Below are 20060 nucleotides of genomic sequence, written 5' to 3' on the forward strand. Positions count from 1 at the left end.
AATCCGTCTAGCCACGCGCCTTGCGCTGCAGCAGCACGGCCTCGGCCAGCGCGAAGTCGTCGGGGTAGGTCACCTTGAAGTTCTGCGCACCGCCCGGCACCAGTCTCGGTGAGTGACCGGCCAGTTCCATGGCGCTGGCTTCATCGGTCACGGCAGCGCCCGCCGCCTGCAGCGCAGCCAGCAAGGCTGCGATACGGAACATCTGCGGCGTCTGAGCCAGCCATTTGTCGCTACGCTCCACCGTCTGCGCCACACGTGCCGGGCCTGCACCAGCAGCCTGCTGCTTGAGGGTGTCGGGCAGCTTCAGCGCCAGCAGCCCACCCACCGCATCCGGCAGGCAGGCATCGATCAAGGCATTGACCTGCGCCGATGCGACCAGACAGCGCGCCGCGTCATGCACCAGCACCCAGTCCTCGGCGCTGGCTCCCATGCGCAGCAACTCCTGCAGGCCGTTGCTCACGGTCTCGGCACGGGTGGCTCCGCCACAGGCAGCAATGCTGAGCCGGGCGTCCGTGGCGCGCTCCTGCCAGAAGCTATCGGAAGCAGAGACCACCAGCAGCACACGGTGCATGCGCTGCACCGCCAACATGGCGGCCAGCGTGTGCATGACCATGGGCTGGCCCGCAACACTCTGGTATTGCTTGGGCAGCTCGGGGGCCGGGGAGTCTGCGGCAATGGCGCGCAGACCGACGCCCGCGCAGGGAATCAGCCCCCAGCAACGGGGCGCAGATGCTGGCGATGAAGCCGCCGCAGCGTTTGCCTTGTCGTCCGTCATGGACTCAGGCGAGAAAAACCGATCTGTCATGCACAGTATTTTAAAATCACCATTTCGTCCGAAAGCCCCTGAGATCCATCGACGACCTGCTTTCGGCTTGCATCGCCTTGAGGTGTCCCCATTTTGAGTGAATGCGCCGCCAACCATCAGCTCCGCGCTGATTGGGCTGTGAGCCCTGCCTTTGATGGCCGGACTCGCCCGCATTCAATCTGTCCCCGTTTTTTCGCATCCAGCCCGCTCCTGTGCGTCGCTGCCTGCGTTCGTCTGTGAAAAACCATGCAACTGCCCAAGCTCACTCCCGGTAAACGCTTTCACCTGCCCCGTCCAGTTGGCAGCGCCGACGCGCTGCTGCTGGCCAGGCTGGGCGAGCGCGAAAAGCAAGACAGCCGGGTCACTGCCATCGTCACGGCCGATGCCGCCGACGCCCACCGTCTCATGGAAGAGATGGCCTTCTTCGCCCCCGAGCTGCGCTGCGCATTGTTTCCCGACTGGGAAACCCTGCCCTACGACAGCTTCTCGCCGCACCAGGATCTGATCAGCGAGCGCCTGGCCACGCTGTGGCGCATCAACCAGCGCGACAAGCAGCATGGCGCCGATGTGGTCATCGTGCCCGCCACCACGGCCCTTTATCGCCTGGCTCCGCCTTCGTTTCTGGCCGGCTATACCTTTGAATTCAAGCAGGGCCAGAAGCTGGACGAGGCCAAGCTCAAGGCCCAGCTCACGCTGGCGGGCTACCAGCATGTGTCCCAGGTGGTCAGCCATGGCGAATACGCGGTGCGCGGCGGCCTGATCGATCTGTTTCCCATGGGCTCGCTCCAGCCCTACCGCGTGGACCTGTTCGACGACGAGATCGACTCCATCCGCACCTTCGACCCCGACACGCAACGCAGCCTCTACCCCGTGCCCGAGGTGCGCCTGCTGCCAGGCCGCGAATTCCCTATGGACGAGGAGGCGCGCGCCAAGTTCCGCAGCCGCTGGCGCGAGCTGCTCGAAGGCGACCCCACGCGCAGCCGCATCTACAAGGACATGGGTGTCGGTATTGCCACGGCCGGCATCGAGTACTACCTGCCTTTGTTCTTTGACGAGACGGCCACCGTCTTTGACTACCTGGGCGATGAGGCCACTGTGGTGCTGCATGGAGATCTGGAGCCGGCCTTCCAGCGCTTCTGGCAGGATACCAAGGACCGCTACCGCCTGGTGCAAGGCGACCCCGACCACCCGGCGCTGCCGCCCGAGACGCTGTTTCTCAGTGCCGACCAGTTCTATACCCGCAGCAAGGAACATGCCCAGCTGGCCTTGCGCCCGGGCACCGAAGATGTGGCCGACAGCGCCATCTTCCAGAAGCTCGAAGACCTTTCCGTGCTGCGCGGAGCCGATGACCCGCTGGCCAAGCTGCAAAAACATATAGCATCCAGCGCAAGTCGGGTCTTGCTTCTGGCCGAATCCGATGGCAGGCGCGAGAGTCTGCTCGACTTTTTCCGCGCCTCGGGCGTCAACCCGCCCGTGTTCGATTCTCTGGCCGAGTTCCAGGCCGATGCCACGGAAAAGGTCGGCATCGCCACCTCCAGCCTGATGACGGGCTTTGCCTGGGTCGAGGAAGGCCTGGACTTCGTCACCGAAACCGAGCTGTTCGCCAGCAGCCCCACGGGCCGCCGTCGCCGCCGCCAGGAGCAGGTCAGCGATGTGGAGGCCCTGATCAAGGACCTGTCCGAGCTCAAGGTGGGAGACCCCATCGTTCATGCCGACCACGGCATAGGCCGCTATCGCGGGCTGATCAATATGGACATGGGCCAGAAGAACCCGGACGGCACGCCAGCACTGCAGGAGTTTCTGCATCTGGAATATGCGGCCGATGCCGTGCTCTATGTGCCCGTCAGCCAGTTGCACCTGATCAGCCGCTACACCGGCGTCTCGCCCGACGATGCGCCGCTGCACAAGCTGGGCGGCACGCAATGGGAAAAAGCCAAGCGCAAGGCCGCCGAACAGGTGCGCGACTCGGCTGCCGAGCTGCTCAATATCTACGCCCGCCGCGCCGCGCGCCAGGGCCATGCCTTCCGCTTCCCCACGGCCGACTACGAGCAGTTTGTGGCCGACTTCGGCTTCGAGGAAACGGCCGACCAGCGTGCCGCCATCCACGCCGTGGTGCAGGACATGATCAGCCCCCAGCCCATGGACCGCCTGGTCTGTGGCGATGTGGGCTTCGGCAAGACCGAGGTCGCGCTGCGTGCAGCCTTTGTGGCAGCCATGGGCGGCAAGCAAGTCGCCTTCCTCGCCCCCACCACGCTGCTGGCCGAGCAGCATTACCAGACCCTGGTGGACCGCTTCTCCAAGTGGCCGATCAAGGTGGCCGAGGTGTCGCGCTTCCGCTCGGGCAAGGAGATCACTGCGGCCATCAAGGGCATCTCGGACGGCACGGTGGATATCGTGGTCGGCACGCACAAGCTGCTGTCCGAGTCCACGCAGTTCAAGAACCTGGGCCTGCTCATCATCGACGAAGAACACCGCTTTGGCGTGCGCCACAAGGAGGCCATGAAGGCCATGCGTGCCGAGGTCGATGTGCTGACACTGACGGCCACCCCGATTCCGCGCACCATGGGCATGGCGCTGGAGGGGCTGCGCGATCTGTCGGTGATTGCCACGGCGCCGCAGCGGCGTCTGGCCATCAAGACCTTTGTGCGCAACGAGGGCACGGGCGTGATTCGCGAAGCCGTGCTGCGCGAGCTCAAGCGCGGTGGACAGATCTACTTCCTGCACAACGAGGTCGAGACCATAGAGAACCGCAAGCAAAAGCTGGAGGAAATCCTGCCAGAGGCCCGCATCGCCGTGGCCCACGGCCAGATGCCCGAGCGCGAGCTGGAGCGTGTGATGCGCGATTTCGTGGCCCAGCGCTACAACATCCTGCTGTGCTCGACCATCATCGAGACCGGCATCGACGTGCCATCGGCCAACACCATTCTCATCAGCCGCGCCGACAAGTTCGGCCTGGCGCAGCTGCACCAGCTGCGTGGCCGCGTGGGACGCAGCCACCATCAGGCCTATGCCTATCTGATGGTGCCGGACCTGGACGGCCTGACCAAGCAGGCCCAGCAGCGGCTGGAGGCCATACAGCAGATGGAGGAGCTGGGCTCTGGCTTCTATCTGGCCATGCACGACCTGGAAATCCGTGGCGCTGGCGAGGTGCTGGGCGAAAACCAGAGCGGCAATATGATGGAAGTGGGCTTTCAGCTCTATAACGAGATGCTGTCCGAGGCCGTGCGCAGCCTCAAGGCCGGCAAGGAACCCGATCTGCTCTCGCCGCTGTCGGCCTCCACCGATATCAATCTGCATGCCCCGGCCCTGCTGCCCAACGACTACTGCGGCGACGTGCATCTGCGCCTGTCGTTCTACAAGAAGCTGGCCACGGCCAAGACGGCCGATCAGATCGATACCCTGCTCGAGGAGATCGTGGATCGTTTCGGCAAGCTGCCGCCCCAGGCCCAGACCCTGATCGACGTGCACCGCCTGCGCGTGCTGAGCCAGCCCTATGGTGTTGTGAAGGTCGATGCAGCTCCTGGCGTGATCAACATCAGCTTCAAGCCCCAGCCGCCGATCGATCCCATGAACATCATTCACCTGATCCAGAAGAACAAGCACATCAAGCTGGCAGGCAACGAGAAGCTGCGCATCGAAAAAGAACTGGAGAACCCCAAGGACCGTGCGCAGATGGTGCGCGATGTGCTGCGCAGCCTGGGCCAGCCGCTCAAGAACGAAACTGCCGTTCATGCCTGACAGGGCTGCTGACAAAGCCAGCAGGGCTATTGAGGCCCTACCGATGCAGACGGTGCAAGATGGCGTCAGAACCTGATCTGCCTAGCCCCCATGTTTCTTGAAGCCGCCATTGCCCTGCTGGCCCTGTTGCTGGCCCTGCTCTGCCGCCCCTGGCGCATGCTGGGCAGCCGGGCCGGCCCCGGCGGCATGCATGACCCGATATTGTCGCCGCTGATCACACCGCTGCTGGCCGTTCTGGTGCTGCTGCCCTGGGTCTGGGCGCTGCCTGCGCTGCACCAGATGCCGCTGCAGCTGCGCTGGTCTGGTGCACCGCTGGTCGTTCTTTTGATAGGCTGGCCGCTTGCAGTACCCGTGCTGCTCTCGGTGGGCGCCATAGCTTTTGCACTGGCTCCTGGCTTGGGACTGGAGGAAGCCCTTGGCATGGTGGTCTGGCAAGGTCTGGTGCCGGCCACGCTGGCCATGCTCTGGGGTGTGGCAGTGCGCCGCTGGTGCTGGCACAACATTTTTGTATTCATTCTTTTGCGCGGCTTTTTGGGCACAGTTCTGTGTCTGTTTGTCGCGTCTCTGGTCGGCCAATGGGCAGGCCATGTGCTGCCCAATGTCAACGAAGACCTCTCGCGCATGGCCCGCTGGCTCATGGCCTGGGCCGATGGCGTAACCACCGGCATGCTGACGGCGGTGTTCGTAGTCTTTCGCCCGCACTGGGTGGCTACCTGGTCGGATGCCATATATCTGCAGCCGCCTGGCAATTCTGAAAGCTGAAGCCGTCGAGGCGCATCAGCTCTGCCACTTCAGCTCTGCCACTTTCCCGTCCACTGCGCAAACCGCATCTTTCCCATCCGGCAAAACGCCAAGGCAACTGGCACAGGGCTTGCTCATCATCGGGCTATCGCACTGCTGCCATCACCAAGCTGGTGCATATCTTGAGAAAAAGAGGGATCGCATGCTGCTCCAACCCGTCCGCAATATCGCTAACCGCAAAATTCGCCATGCCGCTCATGCCATGGCTCGCCCCGCACTGGCCTGCGCTGTGGCGGCAGGCTTTGCCGCCACAGCGCAGGCACAGGACGCCTATCCCGAGCGCGCGGTCAAGGTCATAGTTGCCCTGCCCGCCGGAGGCAGCGCCGACATGATTGCCCGAGTCGTGAGTCAAAAGCTGGCCAGCGAACTCAAGCAGCCTTTTGTGGTGGACAACCGCGCCGGCGCCTCCGGCCAGATCGGCACGCCGGCCGTGGCACGCTCCGCCCCGGACGGCTATACGCTGATGGTCTCGCCGGCCTCATTCCTGACCACCAACAAGAGCATTTTCAAATCCCTGCCCTATGACCCCGAGACCGACTTCGCACCCATCAGCAAGCTGGTGAACCAGCCCATGGTGCTGGTGGTCAAGGACAGGCAGAAATTCCCCAGTGTGGCTGCCGTGGTGGCGGCAGCCAAGGCCGCACCGGGCAAGCTGACCTTTGCCTCATCCGGCGACGGCAGCCCCCAGCACCTGGCCGCGCTGATGTTCGAGACGCGCACCCTGGCCAAGATGCTGCACGTGCCCTACAAAGGCGGCGCGCCAGCCGTCAACGATACGCTGGCGGGCAATGTGGACATGCTGTTTGCCGTGCTGCCTGAAGCCCTGCCCCATATCCAGGCCGGCAAGCTGCATGCCCTGGCGCTGATGGCACCCAGGCGCGCGGCCATGCTGCCCAACACCCCGACCATGGCCGAAGGCGGTTTTGCCGACCTCAGCCTCTCGGCCTGGGTCGGCCTATTCGCACCGGCCAAGACGCCGCAGCCCGTGATCGACAAGCTCAACCGCGCAGTGCGCGTTGCACTGGACAGCGAGATCAAGACCAAGCTGGGTGAAAACGGCATGGAAGTCGCGCCATCGACGCCCGAGCAGCTCAGGCAGACCGTGGCCCAGGACATCAGACTGCATGCAGAACTGGTCAAGGCCGCCGGCATTCAGCCGCAGTAGGCGCCGCCCCAAGCAGCACCAGGGGGCAGACTCCTGAGTGAATGGCCAGCCGAAGCCCGCCACAACAGCGGATAATGGCGGCCATCTTGAGGAATGGCGCAGACCCGATCTCTGCCATTCCCCTTTCTGCTACCTCCTCATTCGCACGACTCGCAATGACCGACGCCACCGAATTCGCCCCCGGCCTGATGATCCGCGGCTTTACCGCTCCCCAGAAGCTGGCGGACTACAAGCTCATCGCCTTTGATATGGACTCGACGCTGATCACCATCGAGTGCATCGACGAGATCGCCGACGCCACAGGCAAGAAGGCCGAAGTGGCGGCGATTACCGAAGCCACCATGCGCGGCGAAATCACCGACTTCAAGGACAGCCTGCGCCAGCGCGTAGGCAAGCTGGTCGGAGTGACCGAGGCCGACATGGCCCGCGTTCTGGCCGAACGCCTGAAACTCTCGCCGGGCGCTGAAATCCTGGTCAAGGCCGCCAAGGCCGCCGGCCTGAAGGTACTGCTGGTCTCGGGCGGTTTCACCTACTTTGCCGAGCATGTGCGCGGCCTGCTGGACATCGACTTTGTGCGCGCCAATGTGCTGGAGATCAAGGACGGAGCACTGACCGGCGGCCTGGTCGAGCAGGCCTGGGGCGATATCTGCGACGGTGCGGAAAAGCGTCGTACCCTGCTGGAAGTGGCCTCGCTGATCGGCATCGATGCCAGCCAGTGCATTGCCGTGGGCGATGGCAGCAACGACATTCCCATGATGCAGGCGGCCGGCCTGTCCGTGGCCTTCCACGCCAAGCCACGCGTGCGCAACGAGGCCAAGGTCGCCATCAACGAGGGCGGTCTGGATCGCCTGCTGGAAGTGCTCCGATAGGCTGAAACAGACCAGCCCAGCACCAAGCCGCTGTCCCAGCTCCCGGGGACCGCGGCTTTTTTGCGCCCGCTGCGGCGCGGCAATCCCCGGCAGCTTTGCTACAGTGCCATGCATCTCCCCCAACCCGGTCGAAAGGTCAGAGCATGAGCCAACTCAGAATCGCCGTCATCGTGGGCAGTCTCAGCAAGCAGTCCATCAACCGCCAGCTCGGCCAGGGCCTGGCCGCACTCATGCAGGACAAGGCCGACTTCGAATTCATCGATATCAGCCGCCTGCCGGTCTACAACCGCGACTTCGACAACACCCCCGATTTCAAGCCTTTCGACGAGCTCAAACCCCTGATTCGCGGCTGCAACGGCGTTCTGTTCGTGACGCCCGAATACAACCGCTCCATCCCCGCATCGCTCAAGAACGTGCTCGACGGCCTGAGCCGCCCCTATGGCCAATCCGTCTGGGCAGGACTGCCGGCCGCCGTGATCGGCAGCTCGCCCGGCGCGGCTGCCACGGCCATGGCCCAGCAGCACCTGCGCAATGTGCTGGTGTCGCTGGACATGCCCACCCTGCCCCAGCCCGAGGGCTTTGTGCGCTGGTCCGACACGCTGCTCGACGCCGACGGCAAGATCGGCCAGGGCAGTCATGACTTCCTCGTCAAGTACATGACACGCTTTCTGGACTGGGTGCAGTTGCACCAGAAGCGCTAAAGCAATTCCCCTCTGATTCGCTAGCATGCCCCGCTTACGCTTCAGGCGCTGCGGAGCACTTCATGACTATTTCCCTGCATTGAAGACTGCTGGAACTTTTGCGCATGCAGAGTGTTCCTACAATAGCGTGCGGCCTCATACATCACACAACATCCGGCCGCCAGGGTCTGAGCCCTGTCCTTTTACGGACAGTTTCAGTTCAGCACCTTGAAAATCCAACCATTGACTTTAAATACCATAGCAAGCAAACCTGATGCGACAAGCGTCGCAAGGCTCGCTGGTTGTCTGCACCCTTGAAAAGCAGGCGGCCATCTATGACAACCATGACTGGAAACCAATTCGTGAAGACTTCGTACCGTGCTGCTGCCTCCGTGATTGCCATCGCCATCGCATCGCTGACCGTGCCTTCCCTGGCTCAGGCCAAGCGCATGGGCAGCAGCAAGTCCGTTCGCCCTGCCAGCATCGGCAGCAAGGCGCCCGCTCAGCCCGCCCCCGTGGCTCCTGCCGCCGCCGCACCCAAGGCTGCTGCACCTGCCACACCCGCAGCCCCCGCCGCTGCGGCAGCTCCTGCGGCTGCTCCCGCAGCAGCAGCGGCTCCTGCCGCTCGTGGCTCCGGCATGATGGGCACCATGGCAGGTGCTGCCGTTGGCGCCGTGGCCGGCACCATGGCTGGCAATGCCATTGCCGGCGCCATGGGTGGCGGCGACAAGGAAGCCGAAGCCAAGAAGGCCAAGGAAGAAGAGGCCAAGAAGGCTGAAGCGGAAGCCGCCGCTCTGCAAAAGAAGCTGGACGAGGCCAAGGCCAAGGCGGAAGCCGCACGCGCAGCCGCCAAGTAATCATCAGCCCGCAACCGGGCCTCAATACAGGCCGGCCAGGAATTCAGACCTACCGGTCTCATTCGAAAAGGGATGCGCTCTGCATCCCTTTTTTCATTCTTTTTTGCGTGCCTCCGGGTGTTGCCAGCCACCGCAAGCTGCCAGCTACGGTGCATTCCTGGCAGCAGACAAGGTCTGCAACGCAGACCATACACGACAGCAGGGCATGCCCAGGCCTGTGGACCCATGAGGCTGGCACACGGCGCCTGCCGATTACGCGAAGCTCGGCAAGACACCGAAGGACATGCACGCATCAAGCGTCATCCGCTCGGCACCTGGCGATGATGAGCCGCCAGATCCTTGTCACACGCGCCAGACCCAAGCCAGAGCCGCCGCAGCAACAATGCAGCCAGCAGCAGCGGCCCAGCGGGCGGCGGCGCTGATCAGGGCGACGGCGAGCAGCGCTCCTATCGACAGCCAACCCAGCCAGGCCACGAATCCCACCGAGAAGCCCCAGGCACACAGACAGGGCATGACGGCCACCGCCAGCAGCAATGCTCCCGCGCAGCGCAGCAGCCGTGATCGAGCCCGAGAAATCTCCATGGCTCCCGTGAGCTGTTCATGATGGCGCTCCATGGCAAAAGCCAGCGCCACCATGCCCGCAAAGGCCAGCGCAAAAGCCAGCACCGATGCTTGCAGTGCATTCATGCACCCACCTCCATCTTGACTGCAGGAACACGCCGCGCTGCATCGGCGCCGCGGCGCCTCAGATAAGCCCAGGCCCAGGCGGCAAGCAATCCCAGCGCCACGGCACACAACTCCACACCCGCACTCTCCCAGTCGCCGCGAGCAATCTGGGCCGGCAGGCTGTCCGCTACCGTGATCCAGTTCAGCAGCGGCAGCAGCAGACACAACAGGGCCAGCAGGCCTAGTTGCTCTTGCCATGCCGCGGCGGGCGCACGCACCAGGGCATGCAGCAGCGCCAGACTCCAAAGCCCGAAAAACACCGCCAGCTCCCAACCCGCTCTATGGGACAGCCCGACGGGAACCAGGCGGTTGGCCCACAGATAGCCTATGCAGCCCAGACTCAGACCTGCGATGGCCGCAACATTGAGTCCTTCGACGAGCCGGTACACGCGCGCCGTGGCGCTACCGAACTCGCCAGCCTGCCTGCCCAGATGCTTGCTGCGACGCTTGACCATGAACAGGATGGCCCCGGTTGCCATCATGGCGCTACCGGCCAGCCCGCAGAGGAAATACAGCCATTTGAGCGGCTGCCCGCCGAACTCCACCTGGTGCAAACTGCCCATCACCGACTTGGTCATGGAGGCGCCAGCACCGTCCACATCGCCAGGCTGGCGCAGCTTCAGCACTTCTGCGGTTGCTGCCGAGAACATCACCATGCCAGTCGTGGGGCTCAGGCGCTGCTGCATTTCCTCGTCGCTGTTCCAGCCATAGACACCGATGCGCGCCGCCGCGTCACCGGGGCTGTCCACGACCACAGCCCGTACAGGCTGGCCCATCAGCGCCTGACCGCGCAGAGCAAACGGCTCCAGGCCCGGAACAGCCATCGCCCGGCCCGAACGCTCAGGCCTGTCCGACTCGTTGAGCGCCACCACATAGGAGTGCAGCCCCTGGCTGCCCGTACCGAAATAGGCCGCAATGCCGGCCGGCATGAATGTTGACGCGGAGATGGCAATGCCCGTGTAGGCAATCATGATCTGGAACGGCAGCGTCAGCACAGCCACCGCATTGTGGGCATCCAGCCAGCTGCGCTGACCTTTGTGGGCACGAAAGGTGAAGAAATCCTTGAAGATGCGCCTGTGCGTGATGACGCCGCTGACCAACGCCACCAGCATGGCTATGCCAGCAATGCCGACCACCCAAAGTCCCGCCTGCCCCGCATGCAGCCGATAGTGGAAATCCACAAAATGGTGGCCGCCCTGGGTGGCGCGCACGACGCCATGAGCTGGCAGCGGCTGTCCGGTAGCGGAATCCAGCTGTGCCGAGGCGTACTGGCGCTTTTCATCGAACCAGTACACACGCAGGTCGCCGGCTCCCTGGGCATCCGAGGGCCATAGTTCCCACATTTCTGCGCCCGGATGGTGTTTTTCCATATAGGCCACGCCCCATGCCAGCCGCTGCGCGAGGTCGCCCCCCTGCTGGCCGGCGGCTGCCGCCTGCTCGGCCTCCTCTGCATGGTGCTCGGGCGTCATCCAGTGCGAAATAGGCTCCGCAAAGACAGCCAGCGTACCCGTCAGGAACACCGCGAACAGCAGCCATGAGAACCACAGTCCGCACCAGGTGTGCAGCCAGGCCTGGGCCTGGCGAAAGCCGCCCTGGCCTGCTCCGGAGGTTTTTTTCTGCTCGGCCATGCTCAGCCTCCCCCTGCCAGCCACGCCGATGCCGCTGCCATGACGGCAGCCGGCAGCAGCAGGCCCAGCCAGACGCGGCCGGGCGACACCGGCGAGAACGCCCAGATCACGGCCAGCACGTGCAGCGCAAAACTCCACAGCATGCCGGCGAGCACGGCCTCGGCACGCGATGCAGGCAAGACCGTGGCAAGGAATACGGCCAGGGCACTGGCCAGCAGATAGCCGCCGGCAACGGCCGCCAGCAGCCGGGAAAGAAGGTGAGCGCCCGCAGGGGCAGCGTTGGATGGAATCATGGGAGGAAGATCGGGATGGTGGCCTGGGTAGTTATCGGTTTTTCCTGGGATGGAGCGGGCGCGTGCGCCCTCTCTTCCTGTATGACAAACGAAAACCCCAAAAGGGTCACCCCGCGATGCAGCATGCGCCCGGCGCCATGCGCCAGGGCAGCCGGCCCCATGGCTCAGAACTTGTAGGTCATGCTCACGCTCACGCTGCGCGGAGTCCCCCATGTGTAGGTGTTGTACCAGTTGAAGATTGTGTAGTAGCGCTTGTCCAGCAGGTTCTTGACCGACAGCGACGCCGACAGCTGCTTGCTGAACTCGTAGCGCGCCATGGCATCCACGATCCAGTAGCCCTTGACGGTATGCGTGACGGTGCCGCCGGCGGGCGTGGAGATGTCGCCCCAGGTCTTGTCCTGCCAGCGCGCGCCGCCGCCCAGGGTCAGACCGCTGAGGCTGCCGCCCAGCCGGTAGCTGCTGTAGAAGCTGAACTGGTTGGCCGGCGTGAGCGTGGACACGCGTTCGCCCTGCTGTCGCGCCACGCCATGCGAAAAGCCCGCCTGCAGCTGCCAGGCCGGGGTGAGCTGGCCCGAGACCTCGAACTCGTAGCCGCGCGTCTCCACGCCCTGAACCGCGCGGTAGGCCGTGGCGCCCGTGGGGGTCACGCCGCCGGTCTCCAGGGCGTAGTTGTCCTGCTCCAGCTGGAACACCGCGGCCGAGGCATTGACCCTGCCGTCCAGGAAGGCTGCCTTGACGCCTAGCTCGTAGTTCTTGCCCTGCAACGGCTCCAGCGTGCGCCCCTGCTCGTCCTGGGCGGACTGAGGCTTGAAGATGCCCGAATAGCTGGCATAGGCCGAGTAGGTGTCGTCGATGTCGTACACAGCCCCCACATAGGGCACGAAGACGCCCGACTCCCTGAGCTGCTGAGCGCGGTTGGTGTAATTGGACCAGCGCCCGCCGGTGATCAGCTTCAGGTCGTCGCGCAGATTCCAGCGTGCGGTCGCATACAGGCCGCGCTCGCGCGTGGTCTCGTCGTTGGTGAAGTCCGGCATAGCTCCCCAGGCCGGGGCGGCCACATCGCCTCTCCAGAGATAGTAGTTGTCCACCGTCTTGTCATAGCTGCCGGTATCCCACCAGCCGCGGTTCTTCCAGTGCCGGTTGGTCAGACTGCCTCCCAGCACCAGTTCGTGCTCGCGCCCGCCCAGCCGGAACGGGCCGCTGGCATAGAAGTCGGCCGCATTGCTGGTGGTGCGGCCTATGTACTGCCCCGCCCACATACTGACGCCCGAGCCGTCGGCGGGATTGGGAAAGCCCGCGGCCGCCGACCCCAGGTTGGCGTCGTAGCCGTTGATCTGCCGGTTCAGCTGCAGCTTGGCCACCCAGCCGCTGTCGAAACTATGCTCCAGCGTGGCGAACGCGGTGCGGGTGTACTGCTCCCAGCGGCTCCAGCGGGCGCCGTTGTTGAACGAACGCGGCATATCGTTGAAGTCCCCGTTGGCGTTGAGCAGCGGTATACCGCCCCAGGTCGAGCCCCTGGGTTTGTTGTTCTGGAAGTCCGCGCCCAGGGTCAGCAGCGTGCGCGGCCCCAGGTCGGCTTCGAGGATGCCGTAGAACACCGAGGCATCGCGACTGTAATGGTCCAGCTGCGTGTGCCGGTCCTGACGCGCCGCCATGACCCGGCCGCGCACGCTGCCCGCCTCGTTGAGCGCGCCGCTCAGGTCCAGCTCGCCTCGGTAGCTGCCCCAGCTTCCCGCGCCTAGAGTCGCATGACCCTGGAACTCGCGCGTGGGCTTCTTGCGCACCAGATTGATGGTGGCACCCGGGTCGCCACTGCCCGTGAGCAGACCGGTGGCGCCCTTGAGCACCTCGATGCGGTCGTAGATGGAGGTATCGCTAAGCGTGTTGCCCGCCGAATAGCCCGAGTCGCGCAGCATGGGAATGCCGTCGTACTGGAAATTGTTGATGGCAAAACCGCGCGCGTAATAGACCGTGCGCTCGCTGTCGTAGGTAACCACGCTCACCCCTGGCGTGTGCTCCATCACCTCGTCAATAGAGTTGAGCTGGAAGTCGTCCATCTTCTGGCGCGTGACCACGCTCACCGACTGCGGCGTCTCCCGCGGCGTCAGCACCAGCCGCGTGGCCGTGGCAATGGCCCCCGGCGTGTACAGGCCCGAGCCTTCTGTGATCTCGCCAAGCTGGTTGGCCACCACCTTCACCTCAGCCAGCGTGGACGGCTCCGTGCCCGTGGCCGCAGGCACGGGCTGTACGGTGAGCATGCCCTGCTCCACATGCCCTTGCAGGCCACTGCCGCGCAGCAGCGACTCCAGTGCCGCGCCCACATCGCGGTGGCCCTGCACCGCGGGCGCCTGCCGGCCCCGCACCAGCGCCAGATCGAGAGCCAGCTGCAGGCCGGCCTGGCGCGCCAGCTCGTGCAGCGCACCGCCCAGCGGCTGGGCAGCGATGTCAAAAGGCACGGCCTGCGCTGGCGCCTGGGCCCAGGCGGCCTGCAGCGGCATGGCCAGACCCAGGCAGACGGCGCCCGGGCCAATGGATGGAAACGGAAATGGGGAAGAAGCGGATGCATGCAAGTCGTCCTTGAATCAGTGATGAGGTCAATACCCGGAGATCACTGTCTTGACGTATGGCACGGCAACAACCCTGAAAAAAACTGGTCCGCTCACCGCGCCGGTTGCGGGGCCACTCACGGAGCCAGTGCCAACAGCAGGCCGCCACCGGGTTGCTGGCGCACCTGCACCGGCAAAGCCCGCGGCAGGGCCCTGACCCAGGCATGGGCCTGGGCGATGCGCACGCGCCCGCTCAAAGGAAGGCGCGCGGCCTCGGGGGTAGCCTGCAGCTCAAAAGGCGCATAGCGCCCCAGCCGCTGCAGCGCCTCGCCCAACGTGGTGTCGGCAAACACCAGCTCGCCATGGCGCCAGGCCGCCGCATCCCCGGATGCAGCCTGCGTGCGCACCACCGCGCCTCTCTCCAGGCGCAGCCCCTGGCCCGCGCCCAGCTCATGCGTCTGCCAGGACCGGGCATCCGCGCCAAGCGTCTGCACCCGCACCCGGCCGGAAGCCACCTGCACGGAAACCCGCTGTCCGCCCTGGCCCCCCTCCTCGATGTCCACGCCGAAGCGCGTGCCCAGCACCGTCACCCGCACGCCCGCCGCATCGACCGTGAAAGGCCGCTCCTCGTCGCGAGCCACCTCGAAGAAGGCCGCCCCCTGGACGAGCGTGACCGCGCGCCGCGCCACGAAGTACTGCACCCGGGCACTGCTGGCCGCATCCAGCAGCAGGTTCGAGCCGTCGGGCAGGCCGTGGCGCACCTGCTGGCCGCGTGCGCTGCTCCAGCTGGCCTGCCACTGCATATGGGTCTGGCGATACAGCAGCCACTGCTGCCAGGCGGCAGCCCCGCCCAGCCCCACGCCCGCCAGTCCCAGCAAGGCGCCCAGGCTGCGGCGCCGCCCCGCATGGCCCGCGCGCTGTGCACCGGCCGGGCTGCTGCCGCGCCAGCGGTGCAGCGCATCCTCGATGCAGGCATTGGCCTGGATAAGGTCACGCTCCACCGTGTTCAGCGACACGCCCAGGCGCGCCGCGATCTCGGGCTGGCGCACGCCATGCACGCGGTGAGCAACAAAGGCCTTGCGGCTGCGCTCGGGCAGCGCGACCAGCGCGGCTTCCAGCGCAGCCAGCGCCTGCCGGTACATGACGGACTCGGCCACGTCGGGCGCATGGCTGGGAGCCATCTGCTCGCGCACGGCCTCGGCGTCCAGGTAACGCCCATGGCGCCTGCGGCGGCGTTGTGCATCCAGGGCCATGTTCTGTGCCATGACGACCAGATAGGCGGTCGCATCGCGCGGCCCTGGGGCCGCACCGCTGCTGTCGGCAGGCCCGGCCTGTTCAGCCTGAGCCGCTTGCGCATGCTCTGCCAGCCTCAACCAGGTGTCGTGCACGGCATCACCGGCCTCCTCGCGGCAGCCCGTGCTGCGCGTGGCAGCGCGCAAAAGGTCCGCATAGGCCCGGTCGAAGCCCGAGAGCAGCGCGCGGGTGAAAGAGGCTGTCATTTCCATGGAAGTGGATCATATCCCAATAAATAGGAATCATTCTCAACAACATCATTTCACCCAGGACTTTGCGCTCAGAATGAGCCGCGCATATGGAACGCAAGAGATTGCAGGCTCTAGCACTGGAGCAATAAAACAATAGCTATCTTCACCATCATCTATATGATTTCAGATATAAAAATACCCGAAATGTAATAGCATCAATCGATGATAGCTATGGTTATTGATAGCCCCTTGCCTCCGCTCAGAAGTCGTAGCGCATGCCCACATTCACGCTGCGCGGCGCACCCCAGGTGTAGTACAGGCCGCCCAGGCTGCTAACGCCGGCAAAGTACTTCTTGTCCAGCAGGTTGTTCACGTTCAGGCTCAGCGACAGATGCTTGTCGACCTGGTAGCGGGCCATCAGATCCAGCACTGCATAGGACTGCTGCGCCAGAGTGTTGCGGCTGTCGCTGGTCGAGGTCTTGCTTTGCCAGCGAGTGGCTGCTCCCACCGTCAGGCCGCGCAGCGAGCCGCCGTCGAAGCGGTAGGTGCTGCCGAGCTTGAGCTGGTATTTGGGATACTGGCTGGAGCTGGTCAGCGAACTGTTTTGCTGCACCAGGCTGCCCTGCACCTGCCAGCCGCGTGCCAGCTCACCCGACAGTTCCAGCTCCCAGCCACGCCGCGTGGCACCGCTGACAGCTCGGTAGGCCATATCGCCGCCAGGGGTGAAACCGCCTGTCTCCTCGGCCGAGTTATCGGTCTTCATCCAGAAGTGGGCGATGCTGGCGTTGAGCCGCTTGTCGAAGAACTCGCCTTTGGCCCCGACCTCATAGGTCTTGCCTTGCTCGGGATCGAGGGTACGCCCCTGCTCGTCCTGGGCGCTTTGCGGCTTGAAGATGGTCGCGTAGCTGCCATACAGCGAGACCTGGGGGTGCACTTCATAGACCAGGCCCGCATAAGGCGTGGTGACGGTTTCGCGCATATCGTAATTCCACCAGGTGGGCGTCACATCATGCTGGCGGTACTGCGTCACACGCATGCCGGCTATCAGCTGCAACGGCTCTGCCAGGCGGAAGCGCCCTGCCGTATAGGCATACTGCTGACGCTGGTTGAAGACATGGCGGTCATAGTTCCAGTTGCCGAAATCGGGCTGGGCCAGCGCACCGCCGCCCTGGGCATAGCTCAGGCCCAGATTGGCCAGCGGGACGTTCTTGGAGCTGCCGTAGAGCAAGCCGCTGTGGTAGCGCGACATGCCCACGCCGGCCAGCAGCTCGTGCGTGCGGCCCAGCAGGGTGAAAGGGCCTTTGACATCGAGATTGACCGACCAGTTGCGGTTTTCCACGTCCTGCCATGGCAGATAGGCAGCGGTGGTGCTGTTCCAGAGATAGCCCAGCTTCATGTCGTCCATCTTCACGCTCTGATGGAAGAACTTCAGGCTTGCCGTCCAGTCATGAGCCAGACGTTGCTCCACGCTGCCGAAGAGCTCGGTGCTTTCCTGTTCATAGCCCGACCAGGGTGCACCGTTGTTGAACGAGCGTGGCATCAGTCCCACTTCGGCACCCGCTGCGGTGTAGCGCTGGATGGGTCGGGTCGTGCCGAAGCCGCGTGCCTCACGCTGGCGCAGCGTGATGCCCAGGTTCAGCAAGGTATCGGGGGTGAGGTCGGCCTCCAGCGTGCCGAACAGCATCTTGCTGTTGCTCTTTTCGTTGTCGCGAAAGCTGCCCGCATCTGTCATGGACGCAACCACGCGGCCGCGCAGCGTCCCCGCCTCGTTGAGCGAGCCGCCAATATCGGCCTGCGCACGGTAGGTATCCCAGCTGCCGGCATTGGCGCGCACGCTGGCCTGGAACTCGCGCGTGGGACGCTTGCGGATCAGATTGACGGTGGCACCATAGCCGCCCTTGCCGACAACCAGTCCCGACGAGCCTTTGAGCACCTCGACGCGGTCCATCTCCGCCATATCGTCCAGTGCATACATGGTGCTGGTGACGAAGTACCAGCCGTTGCTGAGCTGGGACATGCCGTCGACCTGCAGATTCACCTCCGAGCCGCGGGCCTGAAAGTCCGTCGCGTTGTTCTGGCGATAGACGCCAATGCCCGGCGTCTGCTCCAGCACATCGGCCAGCGTCTCCAGCTTGAAGTCATCCATGCGCTGGCGTGTCATCACGCTTACCGACTGCGGCGTCTCGCGCAGAGTCAGGCCCAGACCCGTTGCCGTGCGGCTGGGACCGGTCTGGGTGTAGCTGCCCGTGCCTTCCGTGGTGCCGCTGCGTTCGGCTTGAGCCGTGACGCGCACTTCGGACAGCGTGCTGCCCTCCTCACTCGAGACGGGCGCCACGGACTGCCTTTGCAGGGTGTAGCTGCCGCCGTGACGCGACACCAGCTCCAGCCCGCTGCCAGCCAGCAGGCGCTGCAGTGCCTCGCGCGGCGTATAGCTGCCGGAAAGCACCGGGCTTTGCCGACCTTGTGTGAGCGCAGGATCGAACGACAGTGCCATGCCGGCCGTAGCTGCCACCTCGGACAACACCCGGCCCAGCGGCCCTGCTTCTATCCGGTAAGCCTGAGCCTGCCCGGCTGCGGGTGGCTCGGCAGCCTGCACGGTGGTCGCCGCCAGCGCCCAGCCCAGCAAGGCAAGCTGCGCGGCGCGCGCAACCGGGCTGATTACAGGATTCGATAGGGAACGGGAGGCCATGGAAGCAGGCATGAAAGACAGTCCTTTGGAAGCAAAAATGAGTGGTTCACCTTGCTTGCCAAACAACTTCCCGGAAAGTCTCACCTTCGTGCATTTTTTTTTGAAGATGCCTTGCTTGTAAACTCAGCGGGCCGCCACCGTGACCCAGTAACCCTGCCAGCGCCGGTGCACCGTCACGGCGTAGGTTTCGGCCAGCATGGCCAAGGCCCGGTCGGTATCGGCCAAAGGGTACGCGCCCGACACTTTGATGGACACCACATCCGGGGCACAGTGCAGCAGGCCGGGCCGGTAACGCGACAGCTGGGCGCAGACTTCTGCCATGGGCATGGCGTCCGCCACCAGCATGCCGTGCACCCAGGCCAGTTGCTGCGGTCGTACCGCCTGCAGCTCCCCTGCTCCCAGCGCAGTCAACCTCGCCCAGTTGCCCGCGGGCACCACCAGCGCTGGCCGGGAGGCTCCGAGTAATGTGACTTCGACCGCACCCTGGGTTACGGCCAGATCCACGAATTTGCCCTCGCTGTTCTGCTGCACCGAAAAGCGTGTGCCCAGCGCCCTCAGGCGCCCCACGGCCGTCGCCACCAGCAACGGCCGGTCCACACCACTGGGATCGGCAGCAGTTTCCAGCAAGATCGAGCCCCGGTGCAGATGTATCAGGCGCTGATGAGCATCAAACCGGACATCGACGGCCGTTCCTGTATCCAGCAGCAAACGGCTGCCGTCGGCCAATGTCACGAGGCGCTGCTCGCCCGCGACAGTACGCAGGTCGGCTGCCCACCCCTGCTGCTGTGCCAAACGCCAGCTCATCCAGCCACCAGGCACGGCGGCCAGCAAAACAGCCAGCCTGGCCACAGCGGCCCGTCGGCTGCGACGCTGTGATCGGCCCAGCGCCGGCATGGCCAGCGCCGGCGGCAACCCGCCCAGCTTGTCCATCAGCCGCTCGGCCCGCATCCAGGCACCTTCATGGGCCGGACTGGCCTGGCGCCAGCGCTCGAAGGCAACGCGTTCGGCAGCCGTCAGGCCTTCATCGTTCAGACGGACCAGCCAATCCGCAGCCTCGTCCAGCAAACGTGCATCCATTGCAGTCATTCCATCAACGCCAGACACTGCCTGAAAGCCTGGGCCATGTAGCGCTTGACGCTGGTCAGCGATACGCCCAGCTGCGAGGCGATATCGTCGTACTTCATGTCCTCCAGCTGCGAAAGCAGAAAAGTGCGCCGTACCAGCGGCGGCAAGGCATCAAGCATGGCATCTATCTCATGCAGGGCCTCCAGCACCAGGGCCCGGTGCTCCGGCGACGGTGCTTCAGGTTCCGGCAACAGGGCCAAAGCCTCCAGATAGGCACGCTCCAGCGCCTGCCGCCGGCACCAGTTGACAAGCACCCCTTTGGCCACGGTGGTCAGATAAGCACGCGGCGACTCTAGACGCGGCGGCTCACGCACGCCCAGGATACGGACAAAAGTGTCTTGCGTCAGATCTGCTGCGTCAAAGGCATTGCCGACCTTTCGGCGCAACCAGCCCTGCAACCAACCGTGATGATCTGTGTAAAGCGCTGCGACTTCACGATGGGAGGCTGTTTCGACAACGGGCATGGTGCAATGGGAATAGATCTCAAAAAGACCTTAAATGATATCAATTCTCATTTCAGATTTTCTCAAGGCCTTCACTATTTCCGCATATGCTTCAGAGCCCTCATCTGCCGGAACGCATCGCCTTGTGCCCGCGACAAGCATGGAGAAAGGGCTCGCCCCTGCACAATCACGCACCAGGAACACATCGATG

15 protein-coding genes are annotated in these 20060 nt (G+C 64.5%); 6 read left to right on the forward strand and 9 right to left on the reverse strand.

Translation table 11 applies throughout. The annotated features are described in order from the left end of the window. Positions 1-7: 7 nt before the first annotated feature. The gene (gene ispD / locus V8Z78_RS02025) at positions 8-775 is read right to left on the reverse strand and encodes a 2-C-methyl-D-erythritol 4-phosphate cytidylyltransferase (protein ID WP_349730965.1); all 768 of its coding nucleotides are present in this window, start codon (positions 773-775) and stop codon (positions 8-10) included. A gap of 276 nt (positions 776-1051) precedes the next feature. Between ispD and mfd the strand changes: the two genes are divergently transcribed. The 6 genes from mfd (at position 1052) to V8Z78_RS02055 (ending at position 8915) form a co-directional block, all read left to right on the forward strand. Beyond that, a complete protein-coding gene (gene mfd, locus V8Z78_RS02030; RefSeq protein WP_349730810.1) occupies positions 1052-4543 on the forward strand; it encodes a transcription-repair coupling factor in 3492 nt (1163 codons plus the stop codon). A gap of 90 nt (positions 4544-4633) precedes the next feature. Further along, positions 4634-5305 (forward strand): hypothetical protein, encoded by a 672-nt coding sequence (locus V8Z78_RS02035; RefSeq protein WP_349730811.1) that lies wholly within the window; start codon positions 4634-4636, stop codon positions 5303-5305. Between the two features lie 181 nt (positions 5306-5486). Further along, positions 5487-6509: a Bug family tripartite tricarboxylate transporter substrate binding protein gene (locus tag V8Z78_RS02040; RefSeq protein WP_349730812.1), complete on the forward strand. Its 1023-nt coding sequence runs from the start codon at positions 5487-5489 to the stop codon at positions 6507-6509. 155 nt (positions 6510-6664) lie between these two features. Further along, entirely contained in the window at positions 6665-7378 is a 714-nt protein-coding gene (gene serB, locus V8Z78_RS02045) for a phosphoserine phosphatase SerB (protein WP_046461953.1), read from the forward strand. A 143-nt stretch (positions 7379-7521) separates the two neighbouring features. Further along, positions 7522-8079: an NADPH-dependent FMN reductase gene (locus V8Z78_RS02050; protein ID WP_179626065.1), complete on the forward strand. Its 558-nt coding sequence runs from the start codon at positions 7522-7524 to the stop codon at positions 8077-8079. A 314-nt stretch (positions 8080-8393) separates the two neighbouring features. Next, positions 8394-8915 (forward strand): hypothetical protein, encoded by a 522-nt coding sequence (locus tag V8Z78_RS02055; RefSeq protein WP_034351899.1) that lies wholly within the window; start codon positions 8394-8396, stop codon positions 8913-8915. A gap of 342 nt (positions 8916-9257) precedes the next feature. Here V8Z78_RS02055 and V8Z78_RS02060 read toward each other — a convergent pair whose 3' ends face one another. The 8 genes from V8Z78_RS02060 to V8Z78_RS02095 form a co-directional block, all read right to left on the reverse strand. Beyond that, the gene (locus V8Z78_RS02060) at positions 9258-9602 is read right to left on the reverse strand and encodes a DUF3325 domain-containing protein (RefSeq protein ID WP_349730813.1); all 345 of its coding nucleotides are present in this window, start codon (positions 9600-9602) and stop codon (positions 9258-9260) included. Further along, the gene (locus V8Z78_RS02065) at positions 9599-11269 is read right to left on the reverse strand and encodes a PepSY-associated TM helix domain-containing protein (RefSeq protein ID WP_349730814.1); all 1671 of its coding nucleotides are present in this window, start codon (positions 11267-11269) and stop codon (positions 9599-9601) included. Before V8Z78_RS02065 ends, V8Z78_RS02060 begins: the two co-directional genes overlap by 4 nt. 2 nt (positions 11270-11271) lie before the next feature. Then, on the reverse strand, positions 11272-11562 hold the full coding sequence (locus V8Z78_RS02070) for a DUF3649 domain-containing protein (protein WP_003070308.1): 291 nt from the start codon (positions 11560-11562) through the stop codon (positions 11272-11274). Positions 11563-11726: 164 nt separating this feature from the next. Next, complete coding sequence (locus V8Z78_RS02075) at positions 11727-14060, reverse strand: TonB-dependent siderophore receptor (RefSeq protein WP_349730966.1); 2334 nt, start codon at positions 14058-14060, stop codon at positions 11727-11729. A 185-nt stretch (positions 14061-14245) separates the two neighbouring features. Beyond that, positions 14246-15613: a sigma-70 family RNA polymerase sigma factor gene (locus tag V8Z78_RS02080; RefSeq protein ID WP_349730815.1), complete on the reverse strand. Its 1368-nt coding sequence runs from the start codon at positions 15611-15613 to the stop codon at positions 14246-14248. Positions 15614-15851: 238 nt separating this feature from the next. Beyond that, positions 15852-18293, reverse strand: a complete 2442-nt coding sequence (locus V8Z78_RS02085) for a TonB-dependent siderophore receptor (RefSeq protein ID WP_349730816.1) — start codon at positions 18291-18293, stop codon at positions 15852-15854. A 111-nt stretch (positions 18294-18404) separates the two neighbouring features. After that, positions 18405-19358, reverse strand: a complete 954-nt coding sequence (locus V8Z78_RS02090; protein WP_349730817.1) for a DUF4880 domain-containing protein — start codon at positions 19356-19358, stop codon at positions 18405-18407. Between the two features lie 5 nt (positions 19359-19363). Beyond that, complete coding sequence (locus tag V8Z78_RS02095; RefSeq protein ID WP_034361556.1) at positions 19364-19870, reverse strand: sigma-70 family RNA polymerase sigma factor; 507 nt, start codon at positions 19868-19870, stop codon at positions 19364-19366. Positions 19871-20060: the final 190 nt, after the last annotated feature.

It is taken from the genome of Comamonas sp. wu1-DMT (assembly GCF_040187805.1).
GTDB classification, from domain to species: Bacteria; Pseudomonadota; Gammaproteobacteria; order Burkholderiales; family Burkholderiaceae_C; genus Comamonas; species Comamonas thiooxydans.

What these genes read in the sequence shown, in the direction of transcription:
- V8Z78_RS02075 (WP_349730966.1), bottom strand. Translation starts at nt 14,060, where the DNA reads ATGCCGCTGCAGGCCGCCTGGGCCCAGGCGCCAGCGCAGGCCGTGCCT.
- V8Z78_RS02040 (WP_349730812.1), top strand. Translation starts at nt 5,487, where the DNA reads ATGCTGCTCCAACCCGTCCGCAATATCGCTAACCGCAAAATTCGCCAT.
- mfd (WP_349730810.1), top strand. Translation starts at nt 1,052, where the DNA reads ATGCAACTGCCCAAGCTCACTCCCGGTAAACGCTTTCACCTGCCCCGT.
- V8Z78_RS02055 (WP_034351899.1), top strand. Translation starts at nt 8,394, where the DNA reads ATGACAACCATGACTGGAAACCAATTCGTGAAGACTTCGTACCGTGCT.
- V8Z78_RS02070 (WP_003070308.1), bottom strand. Translation starts at nt 11,562, where the DNA reads ATGATTCCATCCAACGCTGCCCCTGCGGGCGCTCACCTTCTTTCCCGG.
- V8Z78_RS02090 (WP_349730817.1), bottom strand. Translation starts at nt 19,358, where the DNA reads ATGGATGCACGTTTGCTGGACGAGGCTGCGGATTGGCTGGTCCGTCTG.
- V8Z78_RS02085 (WP_349730816.1), bottom strand. Translation starts at nt 18,293, where the DNA reads ATGCCTGCTTCCATGGCCTCCCGTTCCCTATCGAATCCTGTAATCAGC.
- ispD (WP_349730965.1), bottom strand. Translation starts at nt 775, where the DNA reads ATGACGGACGACAAGGCAAACGCTGCGGCGGCTTCATCGCCAGCATCT.
- V8Z78_RS02050 (WP_179626065.1), top strand. Translation starts at nt 7,522, where the DNA reads ATGAGCCAACTCAGAATCGCCGTCATCGTGGGCAGTCTCAGCAAGCAG.
- V8Z78_RS02080 (WP_349730815.1), bottom strand. Translation starts at nt 15,613, where the DNA reads ATGGAAATGACAGCCTCTTTCACCCGCGCGCTGCTCTCGGGCTTCGAC.
- serB (WP_046461953.1), top strand. Translation starts at nt 6,665, where the DNA reads ATGACCGACGCCACCGAATTCGCCCCCGGCCTGATGATCCGCGGCTTT.
- V8Z78_RS02065 (WP_349730814.1), bottom strand. Translation starts at nt 11,269, where the DNA reads ATGGCCGAGCAGAAAAAAACCTCCGGAGCAGGCCAGGGCGGCTTTCGC.
- V8Z78_RS02095 (WP_034361556.1), bottom strand. Translation starts at nt 19,870, where the DNA reads ATGCCCGTTGTCGAAACAGCCTCCCATCGTGAAGTCGCAGCGCTTTAC.
- V8Z78_RS02060 (WP_349730813.1), bottom strand. Translation starts at nt 9,602, where the DNA reads ATGAATGCACTGCAAGCATCGGTGCTGGCTTTTGCGCTGGCCTTTGCG.
- V8Z78_RS02035 (WP_349730811.1), top strand. Translation starts at nt 4,634, where the DNA reads ATGTTTCTTGAAGCCGCCATTGCCCTGCTGGCCCTGTTGCTGGCCCTG.